Source organism: Sphingobium sp. B2D3C (assembly GCF_025961835.1).
Taxonomy (GTDB): domain Bacteria; phylum Pseudomonadota; class Alphaproteobacteria; order Sphingomonadales; family Sphingomonadaceae; genus Sphingobium.
The window spans coordinates 3,001,075-3,015,449 of record NZ_JAOQOK010000001.1; the positions used below are offsets into that span (position 1 = coordinate 3,001,075).

Annotated in this window: 17 protein-coding genes; 12 read left to right on the forward strand and 5 right to left on the reverse strand. The window is 61.7% G+C overall.

The window, feature by feature from the left end:
* Positions 1 to 90: 90 nt before the first annotated feature.
* A complete protein-coding gene (locus M2339_RS13875; protein ID WP_264606401.1) occupies positions 91 to 1,554 on the reverse strand; it encodes a hypothetical protein in 1,464 nt (487 codons plus the stop codon).
* 805 nt (positions 1,555 to 2,359) lie between these two features.
* Between M2339_RS13875 and M2339_RS13880 the strand changes: the two genes are divergently transcribed.
* The gene (locus M2339_RS13880; RefSeq protein WP_264606402.1) at positions 2,360 to 2,965 is read left to right on the forward strand and encodes an SOS response-associated peptidase; all 606 of its coding nucleotides are present in this window, start codon (positions 2,360 to 2,362) and stop codon (positions 2,963 to 2,965) included.
* A 328-nt stretch (positions 2,966 to 3,293) separates the two neighbouring features.
* Here M2339_RS13880 and M2339_RS13885 read toward each other — a convergent pair whose 3' ends face one another.
* From M2339_RS13885 to M2339_RS13895, 3 genes are all read right to left on the reverse strand, one after another.
* The gene (locus M2339_RS13885; protein ID WP_181561007.1) at positions 3,294 to 3,458 is read right to left on the reverse strand and encodes a hypothetical protein; all 165 of its coding nucleotides are present in this window, start codon (positions 3,456 to 3,458) and stop codon (positions 3,294 to 3,296) included.
* A 231-nt stretch (positions 3,459 to 3,689) separates the two neighbouring features.
* Positions 3,690 to 4,712, reverse strand: coding sequence for a phage portal protein (locus M2339_RS13890; protein ID WP_264606403.1), 1,023 nt, complete (start codon positions 4,710 to 4,712; stop codon positions 3,690 to 3,692).
* Positions 4,709 to 6,568 carry a terminase large subunit domain-containing protein gene (locus tag M2339_RS13895; protein ID WP_264606404.1) on the reverse strand — a complete coding sequence of 620 codons (1,860 nt, stop codon included), beginning with the start codon at positions 6,566 to 6,568 and terminating at the stop codon, positions 4,709 to 4,711. Before M2339_RS13895 ends, M2339_RS13890 begins: the two co-directional genes overlap by 4 nt.
* Positions 6,569 to 6,715: 147 nt before the next feature.
* Between M2339_RS13895 and M2339_RS13900 the strand changes: the two genes are divergently transcribed.
* The 11 genes from M2339_RS13900 to M2339_RS13950 all read left to right on the forward strand — a co-directional run bounded on the left by M2339_RS13900 (position 6,716) and on the right by M2339_RS13950 (position 13,122).
* The gene (locus M2339_RS13900; protein WP_264606405.1) at positions 6,716 to 7,531 is read left to right on the forward strand and encodes a GPO family capsid scaffolding protein; all 816 of its coding nucleotides are present in this window, start codon (positions 6,716 to 6,718) and stop codon (positions 7,529 to 7,531) included.
* Between the two features lie 48 nt (positions 7,532 to 7,579).
* A complete protein-coding gene (locus M2339_RS13905) occupies positions 7,580 to 8,662 on the forward strand; it encodes a phage major capsid protein, P2 family (protein WP_264606406.1) in 1,083 nt (360 codons plus the stop codon).
* A gap of 197 nt (positions 8,663 to 8,859) precedes the next feature.
* Complete coding sequence (gpM, locus tag M2339_RS13910; RefSeq protein WP_264606407.1) at positions 8,860 to 9,507, forward strand: phage terminase small subunit; 648 nt, start codon at positions 8,860 to 8,862, stop codon at positions 9,505 to 9,507.
* Positions 9,508 to 9,712: 205 nt separating this feature from the next.
* The gene (locus M2339_RS13915) at positions 9,713 to 10,192 is read left to right on the forward strand and encodes a head completion/stabilization protein (RefSeq protein WP_264606408.1); all 480 of its coding nucleotides are present in this window, start codon (positions 9,713 to 9,715) and stop codon (positions 10,190 to 10,192) included.
* Positions 10,193 to 10,200: 8 nt separating this feature from the next.
* Positions 10,201 to 10,416: a tail protein X gene (locus M2339_RS13920; RefSeq protein ID WP_413714848.1), complete on the forward strand. Its 216-nt coding sequence runs from the start codon at positions 10,201 to 10,203 to the stop codon at positions 10,414 to 10,416.
* A 2-nt stretch (positions 10,417 to 10,418) separates the two neighbouring features.
* Complete coding sequence (locus M2339_RS13925; RefSeq protein WP_264606410.1) at positions 10,419 to 10,754, forward strand: hypothetical protein; 336 nt, start codon at positions 10,419 to 10,421, stop codon at positions 10,752 to 10,754.
* A gap of 3 nt (positions 10,755 to 10,757) precedes the next feature.
* Positions 10,758 to 11,210, forward strand: a complete 453-nt coding sequence (locus M2339_RS13930; RefSeq protein WP_264606411.1) for a D-Ala-D-Ala carboxypeptidase family metallohydrolase — start codon at positions 10,758 to 10,760, stop codon at positions 11,208 to 11,210.
* A 35-nt stretch (positions 11,211 to 11,245) separates the two neighbouring features.
* Positions 11,246 to 11,698, forward strand: a complete 453-nt coding sequence (locus M2339_RS13935; protein ID WP_264606412.1) for a hypothetical protein — start codon at positions 11,246 to 11,248, stop codon at positions 11,696 to 11,698.
* A 28-nt stretch (positions 11,699 to 11,726) separates the two neighbouring features.
* Positions 11,727 to 11,924 (forward strand): hypothetical protein, encoded by a 198-nt coding sequence (locus M2339_RS13940; protein WP_264606413.1) that lies wholly within the window; start codon positions 11,727 to 11,729, stop codon positions 11,922 to 11,924.
* A complete protein-coding gene (locus M2339_RS13945) occupies positions 11,924 to 12,442 on the forward strand; it encodes a phage tail protein (RefSeq protein ID WP_264606414.1) in 519 nt (172 codons plus the stop codon). The genes M2339_RS13940 and M2339_RS13945 overlap by 1 nt, the downstream gene beginning before the upstream one ends.
* Complete coding sequence (locus M2339_RS13950; RefSeq protein WP_264606415.1) at positions 12,439 to 13,122, forward strand: phage virion morphogenesis protein; 684 nt, start codon at positions 12,439 to 12,441, stop codon at positions 13,120 to 13,122. Before M2339_RS13945 ends, M2339_RS13950 begins: the two co-directional genes overlap by 4 nt.
* A 21-nt stretch (positions 13,123 to 13,143) precedes the next feature.
* Here the strand turns inward: M2339_RS13950 and M2339_RS13955 are convergent, their stop codons facing one another.
* Complete coding sequence (locus M2339_RS13955) at positions 13,144 to 13,923, reverse strand: hypothetical protein (protein ID WP_264606416.1); 780 nt, start codon at positions 13,921 to 13,923, stop codon at positions 13,144 to 13,146.
* Positions 13,924 to 14,375 lie beyond the last annotated feature (452 nt).

The window sequence follows — 14,375 nt, forward strand, 5'->3', positions numbered from 1 at the left end:
AGACCTCGCACCCGATCCGCACAACCGTCAGGAATATTACATCAAAGGCATATTCATGCTAGCATTTTGTTTCACGCAGGGCGCGCGCGATCACACCGAGAGCGTCTCCTTCTGGTCACCGACAAGGTGCATCAGCAATGTCCGGGAGCCAAGGACAGGCTCACCATAGGAATAGGACAACGGCTTGCCATCGCGGAAATAATGCTCGGTGACGCCCGGCAAGCTGTGTCTCGGCAGGGGGTTGCGGGCGGCGGGATTGTGAAACAGTTGCAACTCCTCACCCCACCGTTCGTCATGCCCCGCCTCAATCTCGTCCATGAACGGGTCGCCTTCCACTGCGTTGGGATCGGGGTTAAGCCGCAGACCGAACCGGAAATAGCAATGATCGGCAGCGCCGAACCCGGCCCCGACACCCATGCGATCGAATTTGGACATTGTGCCGGCGTTCGAGAACAGCACCGCAGATATGTTCTCGGCCCCCGGTAGATCGAAAAAGCCGGTTGGCACGACCTTCTCACCATAAACGTGATCGGCTCCTTTGGTCGCCTTCGTAACGAGCTGCCCCTCGACTAGCTCATAGTCGACTCGATGCCCGTAGAGATAGGGCCACAGCGCCGATTGCGTATAGGTCATCGACCCGACATTTCCGTCGCCACCAGGAATGTGGAAGTCCGCGATGGCAATGACAAACGGATTGCTCGCCGCGTCGCCGCGTTCCCAATAGTTCCTGCCGTCCTTGTCCTTCTTGTTAAGCTTACTGGTCAGGCTCGATCCGAACTTCATCGGCATATAGTCGGCGAGAAACGCCTTCATTTCCTCAGTGGTCTTAGGCTGGGGATGATTGGCAAGCGGTCCCCGCTGAGACGCAGTGACGGTGGTCGCCTCAACCGTGAATTTGAACCCTGGCCGCGAGCACAGAAAATCAGGCGCCTCGGGCTGGCGGACGTCGAAACCCATGTCGCGAAAGGCGGCCCAGAGGTAAAGTTCCCACATCCGCTGGTCAAATTGCGAAAATTGGAATTCTCGCACGAAATGCGGATCGGTCGGCGCCAGCCACGGCCCGATTTCGCGCAGCGCGGCGCGGGCTGGCGCGCGGCCAGGTGTGTCCATCAGGATGCGGAAATGTGGATGGAGGTCCTCCGGGTTTGTGCCAGCGGGTACCGTCAGTAGATCGGTCGGATAATTGGTCTCGTCGCCTTGGTCGCCAAGGGTCGGAATTTCATCGGACTCGATCGCGTCGGCAATGCGTTGGCGGACCCCTTGGGCGGCGTGCCCAGGCGTCCGCAAATCGACTGTCAGGTCGACACAGCGAAACCGGCCGATCCGGTCCCGGGCAAGCAGGATCCAGCCGAAATCATCATCGGTCCGGTCACGGAAGACGAGGCCGAGCAGCCGCTCTTCTTCGTCGCTCCAGTACGATATTTCTTCCGAAAACAGTGTGGTTGGAGACATCCGCGTGCCGATTGCTAGCAGATTGAATCGCTGTCGGGCCATCTCTTGCGTCAGGCACTGTTGGCGGCGCCACTTTGCAGCCTTTGCTTTTCCTTCTCCCATGCTGCCGATCCGACTCCTTACCCAGTGCCATCTCCATGGCTCCTCGCTCACATGGCTTCTAGAATAAACCGGTGATAGACTGAGCTACCAGCTAGCAATGACTGGTTTCGGCGGTCGCCGCCATTCTGAGCCAGCATGAGACCGGCGTGTCTTGGTCGAAGAGGGACGGCAGACCACCCTTGGCTTAACCGTATGGTGATGCTCGGCGTGTCGCTAAGATGGGGGTCGGGAAAACCATAACATTCATAACATGGACGCGATTTCAACGGCTTACACCATAACATCTACCATAATATTACCATAACCTGATTATGCCTTCTCGGAGTGATGTGCGACCTTGAAAAAGGCCTTTGTTTTCAATGACATTATGTTTTTCCGCGACTGAGGTTATCAAATATTATGGTGGAACCGTAACCACTAGAATGGCAGTTTTCCGAGGGTTTTACGACTTCTACTCTCACACATTATGGATGTTATGGTTTTCCCGACCCACTCCTCTGACTTCGGCCGGAAGAGCAAATTCTCGAAAATATTTGTGCGAGTTCGGCCTGCGGAAGGCACGGATCGATTTCGCCTCCATTGACCGCTCTAGGTGCATGAATTCGCAACTTTTGCGGGAGCGGGAAGACCACTGACCGGCCTTAGAGCTGAGCCGATTTCCGGAGGCTGGTATGGTGCATCGAAACCGACCCAAAAAGTGCGCGGGCGAGGCGGGGGGAAAAGCGCGTTTCGCAGGGGGCCGGCGCGTAGAGGCGTTTGTCGGGCTGCGGATCGATGCTAGTCATGCGATCAGCGCTGGCGTTTGATGGAGGCCGCCATCTGCAATCACTTCCGGGCCGACCCCTCCAAGCTCTCGACATGGGCAGAGTATATCGGCGCCCACCTTCCCGAGACTGAGCTGCAAGCAGCATCCGAGGATATCTGGCCCCGCAAGCCCGCCATCGTGGCGCGCAGTAGTGAAGGGCAAACCATCGTTGATCAGATGATGTGGGGCGTCCCGCGAAAGATGCCCGGCAAGCGCCCCGGCACGACGATCACCAAGCACATCACCAACGTCCGCAATCTCGATAGTCCGTTCTGGCGATCAATGATCGCCGCGCCGGCGCAGCGTTGCCTTGTGCCCTTCACGCAGTTTGCCGAGCCGAAGATCGGCCAAGGGCGTGAGGAGTGGTGGTTCACGATCAATCAGCAGCCGGTGTCATGCTTCGCCGGGATCTGGCGTCCGAGCGAGGCCGGGATCGTCTTTGCGTTCCTGACCTGCGAACCCAACCCACTCGTCGCCCCGCTTCACCCGAAGGCCATGCCGGTCATTCTCCATCCCGAGGACTATCAGGTTTGGCTGACAGGTGATCTGGATACGGCTCGCGCTCTCGCACAGCCCTTTCCCAGCCAACTTATGGCAGTCGCCTGAACGTCAGGTGCGGTATCTCCGCAGAGCTTTCTTCCAGACCACCTTATCTGGAAGCGGGAGCAGGATCGTCTCCCTGTCCTGGCTCGTTTCGATCAGCATTGGCCGCACGCGCCTACCGAGAGCAGCCGAGCATCGCCGGCAATAAAATCTCATCCGGGCCTCGCAAAACGTGTCGTTCCAATGGCGTTGCTGAAACCACCACCATAGCCCGTGCGGATCAAAGGGCGCGGCATGTCCGCATCGGCACACCACGCGCACGGCGTTGTGCCATGCTGCCGCTTCGAAAATACACGTCGCGACCCTTATGTCGCCAACATAGCGGGCCACTTCATCGCGCAGTGTTCAGCAGCTTCGCGCATGCGAGCGCACCAAACATAAAAGGTCCCTCGTCTCGCGCGCCTGCGCGGATCTCTTCCAAAAACTGGCGGTTACCGTGGCCGCGCTCTTCCAGCGCCTTCGCGACGGCGTCGCGAATGTCGTCAATTCGGTCCATGTGCATGTTCTCCTGATAGAGAACATATGTGGAACACGGTGCGATTCGGTCAATGGAAGAATCTCGGGAAACTTGGCTGACGCGACGAACTGTCGTAAAAGCAGAATTGCAGGCGCCGACTCTGTCGGCTCTGCTTGGCGGTGCCCATCCCCCCCGGATACAACCGCCAAGAAAGAGGGGCGTCGCTCTGCGGCGCCCCTCCATTCTTATCTCGGTGCTGAGATATGCCAATCACATATCGCGTGGCCGGAACCGCACGACCTCAGCCCCGACCGCCTCATTCAAATCGAGAAACACCGACTGCAGAGGCGCCAGCTCCAGCTCAAAAAAGGCGTCCGTCGCCTTCGTCACATCGCCAAAGCCACCCGCGTTCGCCGGTACAATGCCAAGCAATTGCGGCGGCACCCGGTGCGCGGCCAGCACGTCATCGCGCGTGGTGTTCTTGATGCCGAGGAATTCATCGCTCGCGCCCATCTGGGCGATCGGCAGCAGCTTGATCCCGTTCTCTTTCCCGTTGGGCGAGTGAACGAACAGATTGCGGAAGTTGCCCGGCCCACGCGATCGCTTGAGCGCATCGCGCATCTTGTCCACGTCCCCCTCGGCAAATTCGCCGGTCGCATACATGATATAGCCCGCATGGCTCCCGTTTTCATAATAGCGGCGGCGAAACAGGGTGGCATTCTCGTTGAGCAGGGCTGACTGCAGGGCCGATATATATTCCGGCACGCCATAGATCTCCTGATTGAGATCTGGCGCGAGGAGCTGGTGGACGGTGCCGAGGGGGAATTGCTCCTCATTCCTGAACCCCGGCACCCACCAGAAGGCGCCCGGCACGACGCCCCGCCGAGTATATTTGGCGAGCGGATGATCGAGGCGCAGCAGATCGCCCAGGCGGTTGCGGATCTCCTGCGCATAAGCGTTACCGAGCACGAGATAATCGAGCACCATGCCGGCGAACACCTTGCGGCTCAGCCAGCGTGTTGGCTCGAGGCTGGCAGCCAGCATGTTGCGCTTGAGCATGATCGCGCTCGAGTGATGCGGCGAGGCTCGAAACGCACGGGAAAGGCCGTTGAGCGAGATCGGCGGCTCATACCAGCGGCCATTGTGCCCGCACTCCATCATATCGAGCATGGTAGCGCGGCTCAGCACCGGCTCGGGATCGCCGAAGCTGAAGGCTTGCACCTCGCCGACGGTGGCCGGCATAGCGGTGGACAGGGCACGTGCAGTCTGGCGGCGGGACCGGCGCTTGCTCATTCGATTATCTCCATTGTGCCCTTGGGCTTTTCCTTGCCGTCGAGCGGCTCATTCATGAGGATGTGCATCGTGGCCCAGGCGAGATCCGCGTGGCCGTCATTGCCGCCGCGCCCGGCCTTGAACGTCATGCTGCGCCCGCTGGCGGTGAGGGTCTTTTTCACCGAGACGAATGATGAAACGAGATCGAGCATGGAAGCATCGAACGCGAGCCGGCCCCGGCGCACGACATTCTGCGCCTTCATCACCATCTGGGCTTTCAGCTCGAGCGAATATTCGATCTTCGCGACCGTGCAGCCGGGCATGGCACCCACCTTGGCAAGGAGCTGATAGACGCCCGCGCCCACGCCCTTGGCGTCAACCCCGAGATAGGTGCAGTTATATCGGCTGAGCATCACCTTGATGAAATCGGCCTGCTGCTCGAAATCGAGACCGCGCAGCTGGTGGCGCTCGAGGATCCTGAAAGGCTCGCCTTCTTTTTCCGGCGGCGCCGCGATCACCAGAGCGGCATTGTCGCCGTCCTCGCTCTCCTGCGGATCATAGCCCGCCCACACCCGCCGATTGCCATAAGGGCGCAGAGCGTCGGGATCGAAGTCGCGCCACTCCACCAAGCTGTCACAGCCGCAAGCGATCAGATCGTTGAAGCGGAAGGCCGACAGACTGTCATCGACGAACTCGCACAGGAACAGATTGGCGAACTCGTCGGGTGCATATTCGTCCTGCAGTTCCTCGATGTCGAACAGATCACAGCCGCCGGCTTCGGCATCGCGGATGTTGACGATGTGGCGCCACACCCGATCCGGCCCAACCGAGCCGATCGCCAGCGCTGCATGGCTCACATCGATCTCGATCCGATCAGCCTTCTTGCGCCGCTTGTTCCGGCGCTCGCCAGTCCAGTAGGGATAGGCCGGATGCGCCACGCTCGATGGCGTCGAGAAGTAGGTTTTGCGCCATTTCTTGTGCGTCGCCATGCCCGAGGCGACCTTGTTCAAGTCCTCGAATGAGTGGACCCAAAAGAACTCATCGAAATAGAAATTGCCGTGGCGGCCCTGCGCGGTGCGGAAATTGGTGCCCAGATAATGCAGCTCGGCCGCCGCTTCCTCCGCCGGGCGCAGATCCGACGTGATCAGCATCGGATCGCCGGTCAGCGCCACGCCGACCAGCTTGGCAAAGCTCACGATATAGCTGCGGAACTGGTGGGCCTGCGCCTTGGAAGCCGAGAGGAAGATTTGATTTCGGCCCGTCTCGATCGCATCGATCAGCGCCTCGAAAGCGAAATAATAGGTCGCGCCGATCTGGCGGGACTTGAGGATCATGCGCGTGCGCTGATCCTTCGCCTCCCACCATTGCGCCTGATAGTCGTAAAGCCCTTCGAGGAAGATCCGCTTCAGCTCGGCGGCCTGCTCTTCCGTGAAGTGGTTCTTCTTCGCCTTCTTGCGCGGCCCGGCATTGCGATTGGCGACCTTCTCATTGAGATCGCCCTCATGCCCGCCCTCGGCCTGATAGCGGCGCACGCGCGCCATGGCGGTGATCGAGCGCGATAACGCGTCCAGCTCGGCGAGATCCGCGTTGGTCTTCTTCTCCTTGGCGACCAGCACCATGAACCGGCATTCGAGGCTGTCCTCGATCTTGCTGATCGAGGGCGCATCGTCCCAGCGATCGCGCTGTTTCCAGCTTTCGATCGTCGCGCGCGGGATCGCGCTGCCCTTGTCGTTGACGATGCCATGCAGCGCGAATTCATCCGCGATCTGAGCGACGCCCCAGCCACGCCAATAGAGGCTGCGCGCATGCCGGCGCGGATCGAACTGCCAGAAGCTGGGCGGCCCTGCTGGGGCGGTGAGAGGCTGGGCAACGGTCATCGCGCCTGACCATGCCGTCCGCGCCGATCAGATCACGGTTCTCCATCGGGTGAGAAGCTCTCGCCCGATGGACTGGCTTGAGGATCACGCCCCGTCCGGCCCTTCTGGCGCCAGCACCGCCGATCCAAAGCAAGGGAACCCGCCCCCATGGCCAAGAGCAAGTTTTTCCGCATCGCCGTTGAAGGTGAAACCGTCGACGGCCGCGTGATCCAGCGCGAATGGCTCGAACAGATGGCCGCCAGCTACGATCCCAAGACGTACACGGCGCGGATCAACTGCGAGCACATCGCCGGCTACAGCCCGGATAAGCCATTCAACGCCTATGGAACCATTCTCGCCCTGCGGACGGCCGAGGTTGAGCTGCAGATCAATGGCCAGACCGTCAAGAAGCTGGCGCTCGAAGGCGAGATCGAGGCGAACGACCAGCTGCTCGCGATCAACAAGGCCGGCCAGAAGCTGTTCACCAGCTGTGAAATCCACCCCAACTTCGCGGACAGCGGCAAGGCCTATCTGGTCGGCCTGGCTGTTACCGATCAGCCGGCATCGCTGGGCACCGAACCGCTCAAATTTGCGGCCATGACACGCCCCAACCTGTTCACCAACGCGCTTGAGACATCGCTCGAGCTGACGGCCGAGCCGATCGAGCCTGCCGGCATCGCCGAGGCGATCAAATCCGGCTTCGCCGGCGTAGCGGCCCTGTTCACGCGCTCGGAAGAGAAGCCGAAGGAAGAGCCGGCACCCAAGCAGCAGCCGGCGAACGACAACAGCTTCGATGTGAAGGCTTTCGCCAGTGCCATTGGTGATCAGGTCGCGGCCGCCGTGAAGCCGGCCAATGATGCGATCGCGGCGATCAATGCGCGCTTCGACGTACTCGATGCGAAGCTCGCCAAGACGGAGCAGCCCGGCACTTTCACGCGCACGCCCGCGACCGGCGGCAGCGGCGCGGTGGTCACGGATTGCTGATCACACGCCCCGCTACCCCTCCCGCACCCGCCCCACTGGAGCCTGACCATGCGTAACGAAACCCGCCTCCTGTTTGCCGCCTATGTGAGCCAGATCGCACTCATCAATGGCGTGGCATCCGCAGAAACCAAATTCACCGTCGCGCCTGTTGTCGAGCAGAAGCTCGAAGAGAAGATCAAGGAGTCGAGCGATTTCCTTGGCATGATCAACATCCAGCCAGTCGTGCAGCAGAGCGGCAACAAAGTCGGCGTCGGCGTCACCCGCCCGCTCGCAGGCCGTACCAACACCGCCGGTGGCAACCGCCGCACGCCCACCGATCCCACGGACACCTCGGATGAAGGCGGCTATTTCTGTCGCCAGACCAATTACGATCATGCGATTCCTTATGCCAAGCTGGACGCATGGCGCCACAAGCCGGAATTCCAGACCCTCCTGCGCGACGTGATCATCAAGCAGCAGGGCCGGGACCGGATCATGATCGGTTTCAACGGCACGTCCGCCGCCGCAACTACCAACCGCGCTGACAACCCGCTGCTGCAGGATGTCAACGAGGGCTGGCTGCATAAGATCCGCACCAAGGCGCCCTCGCGTCATCTTGAGGACGGTGCGCTGACCTCGGGCGGCACGAAGGCCATCTACGTCGCCGCCGGCGTCGAAGTCGTAAACGGTGCCGGCACCAATACGGACACCGCGAAGGCCGATTACGCCAATCTCGATGCGCTCGCCTTCGATGCGCTGGATCTGCTCGACCCCTGGCACCGGGGCGATACCGATCTGGTGGTCATCGTTGGCTGGCAGCTGGTGAAGGACAAATATCTGAACCTGCTGCAGGCGGCGGGCGATACGGCCACCGAACGCGAGGCCGCCCATCGCATCCTCACCTTGCCCAAGCAGCTCGCCGGCAAGCGCGCGATCATCGTCCCCTTCTTCCCGGAGACGAGCCTGCTGGTCACCAGCCTCGATAACCTGTCGATCTACTGGCAGGAGGAGACGCGCCGACGCCACATCAGGGACGAGCCGGCCCTCGACCAGATCGAGAATTACGAGAGCGTCAATGAGGATTTCGTGGTCGAGGATTACGGCCGCTGCGCCCTCTTTGAGAACATCGTGATGGGCGCCAAGCCGGACTGATCCGCCGGCGCCCTTTCCCCGTATTCGCTCCAACTGACAGGACACGCACCATGAGCCTCGCTCGCCGCCACAGGGATCGCATCCTTGCTGCACAGACCGCTGCGTCCGCTCCCAATGTTGGAGCGGCCACCCCCGCCGCCGCACCTCTTCCGGCGGCGGGGGGATCGCCCGCTGATCGCGCGGCCGCCCAAATCGCCATGCGCCTGACGCACGATCTGCGCCGCCTTCACGAGATCAAGGGCGTGGATCTCAAGATCGCCGCCAAGCGCGAAATGCTGCCTGAATATGCCGATTGGGTGAAAGGCCTGCTCGATGTCGATGCCGGCGTAGGGACGGGCGTTTCTGCCGAAGTTCTGCCCACTGTTATGGTCTGGCTGATCGACGTGGGCGCGTTTGATGGTGCGCTCGAGCTGGTGCCCTTCGTTCTGCGCCACAATGTGCAGATGCCGGCGCGCTACAACCGCGATGCCGCCACGATCGTGGTGGAAGAGATCGCGGAGGCGGCCCTCAAGGCGCACAATGCAGGCGCCCATTTCGATCTGGGCGTTCTGCTCCGCGTGGCCGAGCTGACAGACGCGATCGACATGCACGATCAGGCCCGCGCCAAGCTGCGCAAGGCCACCGGCGCGCAGCAGCTTTTCATTGCCGAGGACATGGAAGCCAATGCCGAAAGCCGGGCGATGCTCGAGGCGGCGCTCGCGTCCCTCAAGGCCGCGCAGGCGCTCAATGACCGGATTGGGGTGAAGGATAAGATCAAGCGCGCCGAGAAGATGCTCGCGGCGCAGGACGCCGCTGCGGCGGCCACCACAAAGCAACCCAACCACGAAGACGGCTCAGCCGCCTGACAAGCTCGCCCCCGGCGCTCGGGGGCGGATCGCGCGAGGCGGGAGGTTTTTACAGCCGAAGGGCCGCCCTCTGTCCCGATCCTCACCCCCGTAAGCCGGAGAGCCGGAAAGGACGCCCGATGCTGACGCGCAACGACTATCTGCTGCTCGCCTTAATCGGAATCATGCTTGGGGGAATGGCGCCCCTCGCGCGAGCGATCATGGCATGAGCTTCGTCGCCAAGCCCCCGTCGCCTGAGAGCGGCCCACAGCCGACGGAAACCGTCATCGAGAATGACGGCTTTTTCCCCGCGATCGATCCGCGCGAGATCCGCGAGCTGGCACGCATCACATCCAGCATCACCGCGCCGCGCCTGCGCAGCGCCATTCTGGCCGCCATGGATGCGACGGAGATCGATCTGCGCGCGTGGGTGGCCGAGCAGACGGGGCAGGGGCACGCCACGCTGGCGGACGTTCCTGCGCCCCAGCTGGGTGGAGAAAGCCGCAACCTGATCCGCTATCGCCGCGTCATCGCTCTGCTCGCCAAGGCCGAGCTGATCGATCGACATCGCGACTTTGACACCACCGCCGCCGGCGCAAGCCAGGGCGATGAACTCGATGAGAGCGTGCGCGAGCTGCGCCGCGATGCCGCGCATGCGATCCGCGACATGCTGGGCCGCACGCGCACCACCGTGGATCTCATCTGATGGCCCGCATGCAGCCCCTCACGGCCCGGCAAGGCGACACCGTGGACGCACTGATCTGGCGCGAGGCTGGCCTTGGCTCCGGCTCGATCGGCGCGGTGCTCGATGCAAATCCGGGCCTCGCTGATCTCGGCCCCATTCTCCCGCTCGGCACCGTCGTCATGGTGCCGATTTCCAAGGCGCCCGAGGCGACCCGCCAGCGCCCCCTCATCCAGCTCTGGGACTGATCATGGACCCTAAATCGATCCTGCCGGCCGCCATCGAAACGATCAGCTCGCTCACGCCCGCGCTCATCGGCTCGGCCGTCGCACAGGCGTGGAAACCGGGTCTGAGCTGGCGCCAACGGTTCGTGCAATGGGTGGTCGGCTCGACGGTGAGCTACTACGCCACGCAGGGCATCGTCGCCTTCACAGGCTGGAATGAGTTTGTGGCGCAGTCGATCGGCTTCGGCATCGCGCTGGTCGCCTTCGACGCCACGCCGCGCGTGATCGCCTCGGCCTCTGACACGCTCACCCATGCGCCGGGCCGCCTTTCCGATCTCATCTTTGGCAAATGGAAGGACTGAGCCATGCAGCTCTCGCCGAACTTTTCTCTGGCCGAATTCACCGCATCGGCCACCGCGAAGGCACAGAAGATCGACAACAGCCCGAACGCGCAGCAGATCGCTGCGATGCAACTGCTCTGCGCCAAGGTGCTCGAGCCGTTGCGCGCGCATTATGGCAAGCCTGTGCGCGTCACCTCTGGCTATCGATCGCCGGCACTTTGCGTGGCCGTGGGATCCACGGTCAAAAGCCAGCATGCGCTGGGCGAGGCGGCCGATCTCGAGGTGGTCGGCGTCGATAACTTCACCGCCGCCACTTTCATTCGCGATGCCTTGCCGTTCGATCAGCTCATTCTCGAGAATTATGTGCGGGGCCAGCACGATAGTGGCTGGATCCATGTGAGCTATCGCGCCGGTAGCCTGCGGCATGAGGCCCTCACTTATTCCCGCCGTACCTTTTTCACGGGCCTTTTGTCGTGAAGTGGGCGCTCGGGATCCTCAAGGCTAGTTGGGCCATGCTGAGCGGCTCGCGTGAGACGCTGATCCTGCTGGGCCTCGCCGGTGCAGCAGCCGGGCTTTACGCCTGGGGGGCAAGCGGCCGCGCCGAGCGCGACCGCCTCGAGGCATGGGCGCGGCAGCTTTGCCTCGCCGCCGGCGGCGAATTTACCGGCACCAAGCCCAAGGGCAAAGCCGCGTTGGACGGCTGCACCGCGCTGGTGGCCAGCCATGCCGCCTACAAACGGGAATCGCAGAGCGCCACGGCCACCACTCTTGCCCGCGCAGCTGAGCGCACGCAGGCGAAGGTCGCCGCCGATCACGCCCTTGCAATCGCGCAGGCCGCGCGCCGCACCGCCAATGTTCAAGCCATGGAGAAAGCAGATGAAACGATCGGGCCGGATGATCGCGTTGGGGGTGATTGGTTTGATCGCCTCAACGACCTTGCAGGGCTGCGCCCAGCGCCAGATTGAAACGGCGCCGGCTGTCATTGCGGTGGAAGTGAAAGACACGCCCCCGGCGGATCTGCTGGCCTGCCCGGCAATGCCTGCGCCATTCCCGAGCGATGCCGCGGCCACAATCCCGCCGGCGGTGCGATCGGCGCTCATCGCCCTTGCCACGGCTTACGCGGACACGCGCGATCAGCTGCTGCGCGTCATCCGCTGGCATGAGCCGGGCGCCTGCGCGGATCCGCGCTGATGAAAAAGCCGGCGAGCCTTCGTGCCCACCTCACTGCCTATTTGCCCGAGCTGCAGACGCACCCGGATCGCCTTGCCATCTATGTCGAGAGCGGCAGCGTCCGCGCTCTCCAGTCGCGCACCCATAGCTTCGAATATGCCTACAAGCTGCAGGTGGGGCTTTGGGATTTTGCCGGGTCGGCCGATAGCCTCATGCTCCCGCTGCTGATCTGGCTGGAGACAGAGCAGCCCGAGCGCCTGCGTGATCGCGATGCAACGCCCTTCACCTTTGAGGCCGAGCTGCTGGACAGCGACACCAGCGATATCCTGATCTCGATCGATCTCACCGAGCGCGTGATTGCCAAGCCTCGCGAGGATGGCACCGGCTTTGACCTTGAACACCCGGCTGAGCCGCCTGTGTTTGAGACGTTCCCCGGCATCGACAATCCATTCATCCAAGGCTGGGGCGGCACCGAGCCGCTCGTGGCAAGCAAAGCGCCTGGCACCATTCTAACACCGGCGATCCCGCCAGACGCATGAGCGAGGAACTGCTCGAACTGGAGGCGATGGCCGGGGCGATCGTGCGGGCGCTGAGCGCCGGCGAGCGCCGTTCCATGCTCCGCAAGATGGCCCAGCGCCTTGCCCTGAGCCAGCGCCAGCGCATCGCCGCCCAGCGCGCGCCCGATGGCAGCGCCTTTGAGCCGCGCACACAAAAGACGCCTGCGATCCCCTCGCGCGGTCCAGCTTGCTTCCTTTATCCATCGAGCAGCGGCGTGCGCCGCGTGATCATGCGCGGCTTCTCATGGGACAGCGATCGCATGATGACCGGCTTCGATGTTGAGGCGGGCGGCATTCGATCCTTCCACTTCGACAAGGTGGTGAAGTGGCTTCCCGTGCCCGAGGAATATCGCGGGGGCGGCGGCAGCACATTGCGTCGCAAGGGCGGCCTACGCCGCCGCGCTATGTTCCGGCGGCTCTCATCGGGCCGCTATCTGCGCTCTGGCGTGGATGATCGCGGCTTTTGGGTGGGGTTTAGCGGGAAAGCGAGCGAGATCGCCGGCATCCATCAGCACGGGCTGCGCGATAAGCCCTCGCTGCGCGCCCGTGCGATTTCTTATCCCAAACGCGAACTGATCGGGGCGACCGAGGCGGACCGGGAAATGCTCATCAACCTGCTTTATCAACAGCTCGTCGAGGCGGCTCTGGTCTTAGATGTCTAGGATGGCCGACCTACTGTTGGACTAATATTTACAGAGCCAGACGATGCCGGCATCACATCCAATAGTAGGGGCTTGCTTAATCGGTCTATCTGGCCGGGCAGGGCCTTCCGGAGGCGTCGCCGCCTGCAGCATCAGCTGATCAGTAGCGGCCGACCGGTAGGATGCACCCTTTCTGTCGAACACATCGGTGCGCGTTACCCAACCAGTTGTCTGTGTAGGCAGCTTACCGCCGACGAATGAACCGTTGCCCGTAATCATGAAAGCGTACGTGCAGCGCTGCTTCGCGCCTACTGGGGTGCAGCGCGCGTCGGGACGGACATCGAACACGTATTCCTGAGTTTGGATGCCGATGTCGACAACCACCTCATTTTTGCTGAGCTTGGCCATGCCCATGGACATGCCGATCTGGATACGTGGCGCGCGTGCAAATGCCTCTGCTAATGACGCTGCGAGCATAGCATTCAGAGGAACCGGTGCATTATTAGCACGAGGTGAAGAAGCAAGTTGAGGTTGCGAGGGCTTTGGCGGAGCATCCCAATAATAATTGACATCCGCGTTAGCGATGTATTCCAGATTTACTGTGTGACTAATGTCAGCCAGTCGGGCGGTGAATGCGTTTCCCTTGTTGTCGATTAACCGACCTTTCTCGACGTCCTCTCGAAAACTGTCGTAGGTCATTCCATTGAAAAAGGCGACGGTGAGATTTCCATCACAAAATTTGAGATCCGCCATTTTCGTGGGCTGCCGTTTACCACCCACGCGTTGTGGCTCATCATACCTTGCTGAGTAGTAGGCAGTCATTTTCAGACCAGCTCCTCCGGAGCAAAACTTAGGTTGAAAAAACACATAAGTATAATTGTCGTCAGGGCTGCTCGTCGGAGTTTGAAGCGCAACAGGTCGCTCAGGCGTCGGGAGGGGAACATTGGGCCCGCGATAATAATGAGGAGGCTGCGCTAACGCCGCGTTCGCGCAGCCTAGCGTGCTCAACAAAACGATTAAAGCGCGTGAACGCATCTCACCCCCCACTCGAAAACAGCGGCCAAACCGGAATTAAATCCTATCAATCGGCCCAATAGAATCAAACTAGATCGTGGCTACAAATCAAAATCGGGTTCGCCGTGGAGGGGTAACCAATCCGTAGCGCCCCATTAAATATCTGGTCTCTGGGTCTTCGTCTTTAGCTCAATGACTTGCCATAGGGCGAGAGCGTCTCGCCCTATGCACTTCGTAGAATAGCCCGTCCGCCTCGGCCG

What these genes read in the sequence shown, in the direction of transcription:
- M2339_RS13875 (WP_264606401.1), bottom strand. Translation starts at nt 1,554, where the DNA reads ATGGGAGAAGGAAAAGCAAAGGCTGCAAAGTGGCGCCGCCAACAGTGC.
- M2339_RS13880 (WP_264606402.1), top strand. Translation starts at nt 2,360, where the DNA reads ATGGAGGCCGCCATCTGCAATCACTTCCGGGCCGACCCCTCCAAGCTC.
- M2339_RS13885 (WP_181561007.1), bottom strand. Translation starts at nt 3,458, where the DNA reads ATGGACCGAATTGACGACATTCGCGACGCCGTCGCGAAGGCGCTGGAA.
- M2339_RS13890 (WP_264606403.1), bottom strand. Translation starts at nt 4,712, where the DNA reads ATGAGCAAGCGCCGGTCCCGCCGCCAGACTGCACGTGCCCTGTCCACC.
- M2339_RS13895 (WP_264606404.1), bottom strand. Translation starts at nt 6,568, where the DNA reads ATGACCGTTGCCCAGCCTCTCACCGCCCCAGCAGGGCCGCCCAGCTTC.
- M2339_RS13900 (WP_264606405.1), top strand. Translation starts at nt 6,716, where the DNA reads ATGGCCAAGAGCAAGTTTTTCCGCATCGCCGTTGAAGGTGAAACCGTC.
- M2339_RS13905 (WP_264606406.1), top strand. Translation starts at nt 7,580, where the DNA reads ATGCGTAACGAAACCCGCCTCCTGTTTGCCGCCTATGTGAGCCAGATC.
- gpM (WP_264606407.1), top strand. Translation starts at nt 8,860, where the DNA reads ATGCGCCTGACGCACGATCTGCGCCGCCTTCACGAGATCAAGGGCGTG.
- M2339_RS13915 (WP_264606408.1), top strand. Translation starts at nt 9,713, where the DNA reads ATGAGCTTCGTCGCCAAGCCCCCGTCGCCTGAGAGCGGCCCACAGCCG.
- M2339_RS13920 (WP_413714848.1), top strand. Translation starts at nt 10,201, where the DNA reads ATGCAGCCCCTCACGGCCCGGCAAGGCGACACCGTGGACGCACTGATC.
- M2339_RS13925 (WP_264606410.1), top strand. Translation starts at nt 10,419, where the DNA reads ATGGACCCTAAATCGATCCTGCCGGCCGCCATCGAAACGATCAGCTCG.
- M2339_RS13930 (WP_264606411.1), top strand. Translation starts at nt 10,758, where the DNA reads ATGCAGCTCTCGCCGAACTTTTCTCTGGCCGAATTCACCGCATCGGCC.
- M2339_RS13935 (WP_264606412.1), top strand. Translation starts at nt 11,246, where the DNA reads ATGCTGAGCGGCTCGCGTGAGACGCTGATCCTGCTGGGCCTCGCCGGT.
- M2339_RS13945 (WP_264606414.1), top strand. Translation starts at nt 11,924, where the DNA reads ATGAAAAAGCCGGCGAGCCTTCGTGCCCACCTCACTGCCTATTTGCCC.
- M2339_RS13950 (WP_264606415.1), top strand. Translation starts at nt 12,439, where the DNA reads ATGAGCGAGGAACTGCTCGAACTGGAGGCGATGGCCGGGGCGATCGTG.
- M2339_RS13955 (WP_264606416.1), bottom strand. Translation starts at nt 13,923, where the DNA reads ATGACTGCCTACTACTCAGCAAGGTATGATGAGCCACAACGCGTGGGT.